6 protein-coding genes are annotated in these 6,564 nt (G+C 68.5%); 2 read left to right on the top strand and 4 right to left on the bottom strand.

The annotated features are described in order from the left end of the window. Positions 1-36: 36 nt before the first annotated feature. From L810_RS42450 to L810_RS42465, 4 genes are all read right to left on the bottom strand, one after another. A complete protein-coding gene (locus tag L810_RS42450) occupies positions 37-756 on the bottom strand; it encodes a fimbrial biogenesis chaperone (protein ID WP_021164257.1) in 720 nt (239 codons plus the stop codon). Between the two features lie 15 nt (positions 757-771). After that, positions 772-1,269 carry a Csu type fimbrial protein gene (locus L810_RS42455; protein WP_059486695.1) on the bottom strand — a complete coding sequence of 166 codons (498 nt, stop codon included), beginning with the start codon at positions 1,267-1,269 and terminating at the stop codon, positions 772-774. 580 nt (positions 1,270-1,849) lie between these two features. Beyond that, positions 1,850-3,055 (bottom strand): MFS transporter, encoded by a 1,206-nt coding sequence (locus L810_RS42460; protein WP_021164260.1) that lies wholly within the window; start codon positions 3,053-3,055, stop codon positions 1,850-1,852. A 741-nt stretch (positions 3,056-3,796) separates the two neighbouring features. After that, the gene (locus L810_RS42465; RefSeq protein ID WP_021164261.1) at positions 3,797-4,708 is read right to left on the bottom strand and encodes a LysR family transcriptional regulator; all 912 of its coding nucleotides are present in this window, start codon (positions 4,706-4,708) and stop codon (positions 3,797-3,799) included. 180 nt (positions 4,709-4,888) lie between these two features. Between L810_RS42465 and L810_RS42470 the strand changes: the two genes are divergently transcribed. Continuing rightward, positions 4,889-5,809 (top strand): pyridoxal-phosphate dependent enzyme, encoded by a 921-nt coding sequence (locus tag L810_RS42470; RefSeq protein WP_021164262.1) that lies wholly within the window; start codon positions 4,889-4,891, stop codon positions 5,807-5,809. A gap of 242 nt (positions 5,810-6,051) precedes the next feature. Further along, a partial coding sequence (locus L810_RS47950; RefSeq protein WP_218921759.1) for a hypothetical protein occupies positions 6,052-6,564 on the top strand: 513 nt, incomplete at its 3' end.

Genomic DNA, 6,564 nt, shown 5'->3' on the forward strand with positions numbered 1-6,564 from the left:
GGCGAAGGGGGCGAGGCCGGGCGGCGCACCGGCGGTCTAGCCCGGCGGCTCCACCGCGACGACCGCACTGGCCGGCTGCGAATTGACGGCCGCCCGCACCGTGACCTTGCCGCCGAGCGCGACGCCGGCCGGCAGCGGCACGCTCCACTGGCCGGTTCGGCCCGCGAGCGCGTAACCGAGCAGCCCGCGCGTGAGCGGGTACGCGCGCCCGTCGCCGGTCACGAGTTCGACCGACGCGAGCTGCGCGCGCCGCGTGCCGCCGTTGTGCACGCGCAGCACCCAGCCGGCGTTGCTGCGCAGGAGCGCCCAGTCGAGCTGCGGCGCGCCGTTGGTGGCCGGCTCGACGAACACCGGAATCGAATAGCGCAGCCGGATCGACACGCCGTTGGCCGGTGCCTCGCCGGGCTGCGGCAACTCGTCGATCAGCAGCCGGTAGGTCTGCTCGGTACCGGCTGGCGTACGCGAAGCGCGCACGACGCGGATCAGCTGCTCGGCCTGCTTGCCGACCTCGATCAGCGGCGGGCTGGCGAGCAGATCCTGGGTGGGCGTCAATGCATCCTCGCCATTGGCCTGATCCCAGCGGAACACGCGCACCTGCCCGTACACCGGGCGCTCGCCCGGATTGCGGAGCGTGATGCCGGTGGCCGTGTCGTCGGCGCCGAATTCGATCGTGACGGGGGAAATCTGCAGCGACGCGGCGTGCGCGGCGCCGGCCGCGCACAGCAGCGCGGCGAGCGTTCGACGTAATGCGGACATGGGAAGCAGCGCCGGTCAGAAGTAGGCGGTTGCGGTGATGGTCGTCTGATAAGTGTCCGGCTTCGGCGTGGCTTGCGTGGGCACCTGGCCGTAGACGGTGAAGGACTGTGCGGACCCCGTGCCGGTGCCGGCCACGGTGTCCGTGCCTTGCGTGTTGCCCCAGATCGTCGTCCGTCCGGCGTCCTGGTAGAGCTGGAAGCCGACCGTTGTCGTCGTGTTGCCGGTCGCCGTGCCGGCCATCAGCCGGCTCGCGACGGTCGACCCCGTGACCAGGCCCGCGTCGAGACCGACGTTGTACGGCGTCGTATTGGTGCAGGTGACGCTCAAGGTCGTCTGCTGGTTGATCGCGGCGGACAACACGCCGTTCGTGCCGAAGGCCAGCGGGTTCGCCGTGATCGTGCAGTTCGGTTGCAGCGTGAGCGTGACGTTGAAGGTGGCGGTCGACGTGCCGTTCGAATAGATGGCGGCGTCTGCGGCGGGCGTCGAAAGGCCGACTGACAGCGCGAGCGACAATGTGGTAAATACGATGGCGACTTTCACGCAGATCCCTCATCGATCGAATTTTCGTTGGATTTATGCCGCGTTTCGCAGGCCACGGTATCGCAGATGCTGATACGAACCGGCAATTCTTTCAATATTAAAATCGAGCCTGTTTCATTTTGTTACATCTGGATTGGGTGTTGAGTAAATAAAGTCGGAAAGCATTGCGATTTGTGATTTCAATGCGCGAATTGAATGAGATATTTTCCTGCGATGTAGCAAGTACTTCATGAATCATGCCGGATTCGGCCGTGATTCTTGCCTGAGCGGGCGGGGTGAATCAGCCTGTACGGAATGGTTGATTAATGAATCTGGCGGAATTGAGAGGATGAAAAATGAATCATTCAAGGGGATTGGGTTGATTCCGGCAATTCGCGAGAGAATTTTATTCTTGTCGAAACGGGATTCGCGGATATTCCGGATATTCGGGCTTGAAGATCGAATGAAGTGGAATTGACGGTTGAAAACGAACGCGGCCGCATCGAGCGGCCGCGAACGTGTTCCGGTGCGGGGGGTGATCCGGCATTCGTCGCCGTTGGACGGCGTGTCGCGATTACGAATTCGCGGCGGCCGGTGCGCGGCGCTGTTGCGCGATCTGCAGGAAGACGAGCGCGAGGCCGGCCGCGGCGATCAGCCCGCCGACGAGCGGCACGGCCGCATACCCGAAGCCCGCCGAGATCGCCGCGCCGCCGGCGGCCGCACCGAGTGCGTTGCCGAGGTTGAACGCGCCGATGTTGACGGCCGACGCAAGGCCCGGCGCCTCGTGGGCCGCCCGCATCACGCGCATCTGCAGCGGCGGCACGACCGCGAACGTCGCGATGCCCCACACGAGCAGCGTGCCGGCGGCGCCGGCATGCGTGCTGGCGAGCACCGGGAACGCGACCATCGTTGCGATCAGCAGCAGCAGGAAACCGATCAGCGTGCCGTCGAGCGAGCGGTCGGCCAGACGCCCGCCCGCGATGTTGCCGATCGAGAAGCCGACGCCGATCAGCACCAGCATCGCGGTCACGAAGCCGGGCGTGGCGCCGGTGAGGTGTTCGAGCGTCGGTGCGACATACGTGTAGAGCGTGAACATCGCGCCGGCGCCGAGCACGGTCGTCCCGAGCGCGCCGAGCACGACGGGGCGCGTCAGCACCGAGAGTTCGGCGCGCAGGTCGGGCATCTTGCCGGCTTCGCCCTTCGGCAGCGCGGCGAACAGCCCCGCGATCGCCACCAGGCCGAGGCCCGCGGTCGCCGCGAACGACATGCGCCAGCCGATGATCTGGCCGAGCCAGGTCGCGGCCGGCACGCCGCCGACGTTCGCGATCGTGAGACCCATGAACATCGTCGCGACCGCGCTGGCCTGCTTTTCGCGCGGCACGAGGCTGGCCGCGACCACCGAGCCGAGCCCGAAGAAGGCGCCGTGGTTGAGGCTCGTCACGAGGCGGGCGAGCAGCAGCGTCGTGTAGCCAGGCGCGAGTGCCGACAGCAGGTTGCCGATCGTGAAGATCGACATCAGCGCGATCAGCGCCGAGCGGCGCGACCAGCGCGCGAGCAGCAGCGTCATCAGCGGCGCGCCGACCATCACGCCGATCGCGTAAGCGCTGATCAGCATGCCGGCTTGCGGAATCGACACGTGCACGCCGTCGGCGATCACCGGCAGCAGGCCCATCGGCGAGAACTCGGTTGTACCGATGCCGAACGCACCGGCGGCGAGTGCCAGCAGCGGCAGCGCGGCGCCGCCGCCCGGGCGGGAAGGAGAGGAAGTCGTGGGGTTCACGCGATGTGCTCCTGTAATCGGGAAACAACGGCACGGGGCCATTGAGGACAGTGCGAAGTGTGCCTGCTTCACTTTTGCGGAAAAAGCCGTATCCGGACGAAATTATCTTGATTTCATTTCAACAATGCAGCGTGCAGCGAAACCGGCAGGCGGCGCGAGCGAACGAGTGGGGGGCTTTTCACGAAGGCTTTTTGTAAAGATTGGCGGGTGACTCTCGACCGGCAGAGCGCGATCCATGAGCGGTTCGACGCGGACAGATACCCGTTTTGCCCTTTTTCGCCCGGTGGCCCGGAAGCCGTCCGCCGCCCGTCCGGCGGCGCGGATCCGGCGGGCCGGCGAGGTGGCTGCCGTCGCCCGGCGCGAGCGTCGCGTCACCTCCGGAAACCCTTGGCAGACAAGGCGTGCAGGCAAAAAAAGCCCCGGCCACAGGGGGACCGTGACCGGGGCAGAAACGCATCCTCTCTTTGGCACGAGGGTTGGATGCGCGCGAAGTATATTTCGACGCGTGACAATTCGAACCGGCGTTAAACGGCCGTTTTGGGTGTCAATTTAAAAACACCGGCGCTGCGGCGTCTCCCGTCGGCGTTTTGAAAGATGTTTAGCGCAAGGGATGCGGGTGATTAGTACGTCAGGCCAGTCGAACCGGCGTTTTGACGGAGAGGCATCCGGTCGTGGATCGACGGGGCGAATTCGGCTGCCCGGATCGTAGGGCGGACGCGTCTTCGGTCGAACCGCGCCCGGTCAGTTCGCTTCGCCGGCCGCATCGCGCACGGCCGCCAGAAACCGCGCGACGACGGGCGACGGCGGCACGGCGGCGCCGTCGAACACGAACTCGATGTCGAAGCGGCTCGCGAGTTCGTCTAGCGCGACGAGCCTGACCGTGTGCGGGCAGGTCGGCGACGCGCTTTCCGGCACGAACGCACAGCCCATTCCGGCCGCCACGAGGCCGATCAGCGTCGGGATGTCGCTGCCGACCTGCGCGATGCGCGGTGTGAAACCGGCCTGCCGGCACTGCGCCATCAGGAACCGGTGATGCGCGGCGGAGCGCTGCGCGTCGAACCATACGAACGGCTCGTTCGCAACGTCGGCCAGCGTGCGCGGCGCGGTGAAGCGTCCGCCCGGCGGCGCGGGCATCGCGAGCACGAAGCGGTCGCTCAGCAACCGTACGCCGGACAGGTGCGGCGCCTCGTCGCGACGCCACGCCATGATGCCGCCGTCGACCTGGCCGCGCACCAGCGCGTTCGCCTGTTCGGCCGACAGCATCGGCGCGATCGACAGCTTGACGTCGGGGCAGGCATCGCGAAACGCCCTGAGGACGTTCGCGACGACAGGCAACGGCAGGCAGTTCGGCAACGCGCCGAGCCGTAGTTCGCCCAGCTGGCCGGCCGCGCTGCGCAGCGCGCGCTCACGGCTGTCCTGCAAGGTCGCGAGCAGGCCGGTCGCGTCCTGCAGGAAGCTCGTGCCGGCCGCCGTGAGCGTGACGCCCGTTGTGCGGCGGATCAGCAGCGGCGTGCCGATCGCGTCCTCGAGTTCGCGGATCTGCCGCGACAGCGCGGGCTGGACGATGCCGGCCGCACGGGCGCCCGCCATCACGCTGCCGGCTTGTGCGACGGCGACGAAGTAGCGCAGGTGACGCAATTCGATCTGGCGCATGCGGTATCCGTTCCGGTTCGTTGATATACCTGTTAAGCATAGCAAGCGCCATGCAATGGTATTGGAAAGCATGGAGAGCCTGCCGTACGATGGCCGTCATCGCCGCTCGCCCTCGCGCGTCGCGTGCGCTTATTCCGCGAGTTTCTTCCGTTCGCCTCTATTCCCATTGGTTCCGTCCCCATGCCGCTTCATATCCCGACCCCCTATATCCGCTCGCAAATCGCGTCCCGCCGGCTCGGCAGGACCATCCGGCTGAAGCTCGATGCGCTGCAGCCGTCGGGCTCGTTCAAGCTGCGCGGCATCGGTGCCGTCTGCGAAGCGCGGCACGCGGCCGGCGCGCGGCGGTTCGTGTCGTCGTCGGGCGGCAACGCGGGCATCGCGGTCGCTTATTGCGGCCGCGCACTCGGCGTGCCGGTACGCGTCGTCGTGCCGGAAAGCGCGTCGGCCCGCGCCCGCGAGCTGATCCGTGTCGAGGGCGCGGAACTGATCGTGCACGGCCCGAGCTGGGCCGAGGCGAACGCGTTCGCGCAGTCGACGCTCGGCGAGCACGATGCGTTCGTGCACCCGTTCGACGACCGTGTGCTGTGGCAGGGCCACGCGACGATGATCGACGAGATGGCGGCGGCCGGCCCGAAGCCCGACGCGGTCGTGCTCGCGGTCGGTGGCGGCGGGCTGCTGTGCGGTGTGCTCGAAGGGCTGGCGCGCAACGGCTGGCACGACGTGCCGGTGGTCGCGGCCGAAACGGAAGGTGCCGACTGCTATGCGCGCTCGCTCGCGCAGGGGCGCCCGGTCGAATTGCCGGCGATCACGAGCATCGCGACGTCGCTTGGCGCGAAGCGGCCGTGCGACGCGGCGGTCGAATGGGCGACGCGGCACGAGATTCATCCGGTCGTCGTGTCCGACGCCGACGCGGTGGCCGCGTCGCTGCGCTTCGTCGACGAACACCGGATCGTCGTCGAGCCCGCCTGCGGTGCCGCACTGGCTGCGCTCGAGCGGCCGGTGCCCGTGCTCGCGTCGGCGAAGGATATCGCCGTGATCGTCTGCGGCGGCGTGACGGCGACCGTCGAGCAGTTGCAGACGCTGCGCGCGACGTTGCGGTAGGTAACGCGGCCGTCGATCGCGGCGATCGCGCGCATTGGCGCGTATTCCCGCTGCGAAGCGTCGGCGCCATGCCGGCTACGCAACGGACAGGCAGCCGACAGCGTGGAAATTCATGCGAGGAACGACGGGGAAGGGTGCGTATCGTCGCGCGGCGCCGGTTACGGCCGGGCGCGGCGATACGGGGGGCCGGTCAGTTTGCGGCCGGTGCGCTTGCGCCGGACGGGGCGGACGAGGCGACAGGATTGGCCGCGGCAGGCGCGGGTGCCGAGCTCGAGGGCGCCGATGCCGGTACGGCGGCCGATGCGGCGGACACGGGCGCAGGCGCGGCCGGTGCCGGTGTCGGCGTCGCAGCGGCGGGTGGGGAAACGGGGGGCGCCGAGGCCGCTGTGGCGGGTGTCGATGCCGGACTGGAAGCGGAAACAGGCGTGGAAGCGTGCGCGGGCGCCGATGCCGGTGTGGATGCCGCCCCGGACGCTGTTGCAGGTGCCATCGCCGGTGCGGGCGTCGACGCGGCGGTTGGAGCCGGTGCCGCACCCGCAGCCGGAACCGAAGCCGGAGCCGATACCGAAGCCGAAGCCGAAGCTGGTACCGAAGCCGAAGCCGGTACCGCACCCGAACCCGACGCGGCCACCGACGCCGCCACCGGCGCGGCAGCACGCATCGCCGCCGGCGCGACCACGGCCGACGCCGCGGCCGGCACGGCATGCGCGCCCGATTCGGGGGCGACGGCCGGCAGCGAAAGCGGCACCGGCGCC

The organism is Burkholderia sp. AU4i, from assembly GCF_000466765.1.
GTDB classification, from domain to species: domain Bacteria; phylum Pseudomonadota; class Gammaproteobacteria; order Burkholderiales; family Burkholderiaceae; genus Burkholderia; species Burkholderia cepacia.